This is a genomic window from Microbacterium sp., assembly GCF_046295495.1.
Lineage (GTDB): Bacteria > Actinomycetota > Actinomycetes > Actinomycetales > Microbacteriaceae > Microbacterium.
The window spans coordinates 1-3,237 of the sequence record NZ_JBKBNC010000007.1 but is presented as its reverse complement, the minus strand read 5'-3'; the positions used below and the strand labels follow the sequence as shown (position 1 = coordinate 3,237).

The following is a 3,237-nucleotide window of genomic DNA, read 5'->3' as shown; positions in this document are numbered from 1 at the left end:
CTCCGCCCCCGCCGCCCCCCCCCCCAGCTCCCCACCCCGCCGCCTACGGCCGCCCCGCGGGGGCGGGACGGCCTTCGTCGTTCGCGGTGTCGTGCGCCGAGTCAGCTGCTCGGGAGGTGCTCGATCGTGTAGTCGATCGCCCCGATGAGGCGACGGACGTCGGCCGGCTCGATCGACACGAACGTCGCGACGCGCAGCTGGTTGCGACCGAGCTTGCGGTAGGGCTCGGTGTCGACGATGCCGTTCGCGCGCAGGCTCCGAGCGATCGCCCCGGCGTCGATGCTCTCGTCGAAGTCGATCGTGACCACCACGGGGGAGCGGTCGGCGGGGTCGGCGACGAACGGGGAGGCGACGCCGCGCGCGTCAGCCCACTCGTAGAGGGCGGAGGACGACTCGGCGGTGCGTGCGCCGGCCCACGAGAGGCCGCCGTTGTCGAGGATCCACCCCAGCTGCTCATCGAGCAGCAGCAGGGTCGCGAGGGCGGGGGTGTTCAGCGTCTGCTGCAGGCGCGAGTTGTCGAGCGCGTTCTTCAGGCTCAGGAACTCGGGGATGTACCGGCCGGATGCCGCGATCCTCTCGATGCGTTCGATCGCGGCCGGCGACACCGCGGCGTACCAGAGGCCGCCGTCGGAGCCGAGGTTCTTCTGCGGTGCGAAGTAGTAGACGTCGGACTCGGCGACGTCGAAGTCGATGCCGCCCGCGGCGCTGGTGGCGTCGATGACCGTGAGGGCCCCGGCATCCCCGTTCACCCGCGTGACCGGCGCCGCCACACCCGTGGAGGTCTCGTTGTGCGGCCACGCGTAGACGTCGACGCCCTCGACGGCCTCGGCGACGGCGCGGGTCCCCGGCGCGGCCGTGCGGACGTCGGGGGCCTGGAGCCAGGGGGCTCCGGCTGCGGCGGCGAACTTGCCGCCGAACTCGCCGAACACGAGGTTCTGGCTGCGGTTCTCGATGAGGCCGAAGGCGGCGGCATCCCAGAAGGCGGTGGACCCTCCGTTGCCGAGGATGATCTCGTAGCCCTCGGGGAGGCGGAGCAGCTCGGCGAGGCGCCCGCGGGTGCTCGCGACGAGGTCTTTGACCGGCGCCTGACGGTGCGAGGTTCCGAGGATCGACGCCCCGCGGGTGACGAGGGCCTCGAGCTGCGCGCCGCGCACCTTCGAGGGGCCGCACCCGAAGCGACCGTCGGTGGGCAGGAGTTCGCTGGGCAGTTCCACGTGCGGCATGGGTCCGATTCTAGGGTCCTCGCTCTTCGCGCCCCGCGCTCATGTCGGAGGGGGTCGGTAGGCTGGGAGGACTTGCCGCGCGACATCGAGGACACCTGAATGACCGATCTGATCGACACCACCGAGATGTACCTGCGCACCATCCTCGAGCTCGAGGAGGAGAAGATCGTCCCCCTGCGCGCGCGCATCTCCGAACGCCTCGGCCACTCGGGCCCGACCGTCTCGCAGACCGTGGGTCGGATGGAGCGCGACGGTCTCGTCGTCGTCTCCGAAGACCGACGGCTCGAGCTCACCGACGACGGTCGTCAGAAGGCGGTCGACGTGATGCGCAAGCACCGCCTCGCGGAGCGTCTGCTGAGCGATGTCATCGGTCTCGACTGGGCCTACGTGCACGACGAGGCCTGCCGGTGGGAGCACGTCATGAGCGAGCAGGTCGAGCGTCGCCTCGTCGAGCTGCTCGGCCACCCCACCGAGTCGCCCTACGGCAACCCGATCCCCGGTCTCGACCAGCTGGGCGACGCCGCCAGCGCCACGTTCGACGACGGTGTCGTCGGTCTCGTCCGCAAGCTGAACGACGCGGGCGGTCCCATCACGGGCACCGTGCGCCGTCTCGCCGAGCCCGCCCAGGTCGACCCCGAGCTGCTGCAACAGCTCAAGGCGGCCGGAGTCCTGCCCGGGGCGCGCGGCGATTACCGCTTCAACGAGGGGTACGTGCTGGTGCAGATGGACGGCGTCGACGAGGGTCTCGAACTGCCCGTCGAGGTGGCCTCGCACATCTTCCTCGTCGCCGAGGCCTGACACCCGCCGCGAGCGCTTGCTGAGCCTCTGCCGGGCGTTCGGCGCTCACCCCCGTCCAAGCGTGACTTGTTCGTTATCTTCGGGTAGCCTTCGAAGGTCCACAGGCGAGAAGCCCGCCGTCGGGCCCCTCGCGGTTTGCCTCATCGGCTCGTCGTCCGCGCAGGGTGAAGCCCGCACATCGTGCCCCCACCATCGAGTGCTGACGAGCCAGCGTCACTGACGCAGAGGCGCCGGAGGAACTTTGGCTGAACACAACGATCCCGCCGCGGACCTGCCCGAGGTCCCCGTGACGGGTCCCACCCGCAAGAGCTCGCGTGCCGAGATCGCCCGGTCGACCCGACGACCCGTGCGTCCTCGAACGGCGACGCCTGCCCCGATCGTCCGCGCCGCTCCGGCTCGAACCGGATCCGCGCCGCGTCGCTTCGGAAAGCCCGTCCGCAGTGCCGTGATCCTCTCGATGGTCGCGGGCCTCGTCGCGACGGTCGCGATCCCCGCCTACGCGGCCACGATGCCCGCCGCCGAGACGGTAACGCTGCAGCAGATGTCGGCACCCGACAACCAGTCGCTCGTCGTCGCTTCCGATGCGACGGCCGAGACCCTCGACCGCAGCAGCTACTCGGCGACCACGGCGGAGGAGATCCAGAAGAAGAAGGAGCAGGAGGCCGCCGCTGCGGCCGCTGCGGAGCGCGCCCGCCAGCTCGCCGCCCAGGCATCGCAGGCGTCGTCGTCGTCGCGCACGTTGAGCTCGGTCGATCTGAACATGACCGCAGCCGGTTCGGGTGAAGTGCGTTGGCCGCTCTCGAGCTACAAGCTCGGCCGTGGCCTGTGGGACTCCGGCTACCACCAGGGCGTCGATCTGCTCGCGCCCGGCGGCCAGCCCATCTTCGCCGCCGCCGCCGGTGTCGTGCGCGTCTCGCAGGAGAGCTACGGCGGGTACGGCGTGGCCATCGAGATCGAGCACGTCATCAACGGGCAGAAGGTGCGCACCACGTACGGGCACATGACCTACGGCAGCCGTCAGGTGCAGGCCGGGCAGTCCGTCGCCGCCGGCCAGCTCATCGGCCTGGTCGGCTCGACCGGTAGTTCCACGGCCAACCACCTGCACTTCGAGGTGCACATCAACAACTCGGTGGTCGACCCCTACGCCTGGTTGCAGCAGAACGCGGGCTGATCCTCCCCTGACATCGAGGCGGCGTGTCGGAGACCATCGTTCTCC

At 70.5% G+C, this 3,237-nt stretch carries 3 protein-coding genes; 2 read left to right on the top strand and 1 reads right to left on the bottom strand.

Annotation, left to right across the window (positions count from 1 at the left end):
* Positions 1-101: 101 nt before the first annotated feature.
* Positions 102-1,223 carry a phosphoserine transaminase gene (serC, locus tag ACK4LS_RS04350; protein ID WP_409713704.1) on the bottom strand — a complete coding sequence of 374 codons (1,122 nt, stop codon included), beginning with the start codon at positions 1,221-1,223 and terminating at the stop codon, positions 102-104.
* 99 nt (positions 1,224-1,322) lie between these two features.
* On the opposite strand from serC, the gene ACK4LS_RS04345 reads away from it, so the two are divergent.
* Both ACK4LS_RS04345 and ACK4LS_RS04340 read left to right on the top strand, forming a co-directional pair.
* Entirely contained in the window at positions 1,323-2,021 is a 699-nt protein-coding gene (locus ACK4LS_RS04345) for a metal-dependent transcriptional regulator (RefSeq protein WP_409713701.1), read from the top strand.
* Positions 2,022-2,466: 445 nt separating this feature from the next.
* A complete protein-coding gene (locus tag ACK4LS_RS04340) occupies positions 2,467-3,192 on the top strand; it encodes a M23 family metallopeptidase (RefSeq protein ID WP_409713698.1) in 726 nt (241 codons plus the stop codon).
* Positions 3,193-3,237 lie beyond the last annotated feature (45 nt).

Coding starts and splice junctions, on each gene's coding strand:
- serC (WP_409713704.1), bottom strand. CDS start 1,223: ATGCCGCACGTGGAACTGCCCAGCGAACTCCTGCCCACCGACGGTCGC.
- ACK4LS_RS04345 (WP_409713701.1), top strand. CDS start 1,323: ATGACCGATCTGATCGACACCACCGAGATGTACCTGCGCACCATCCTC.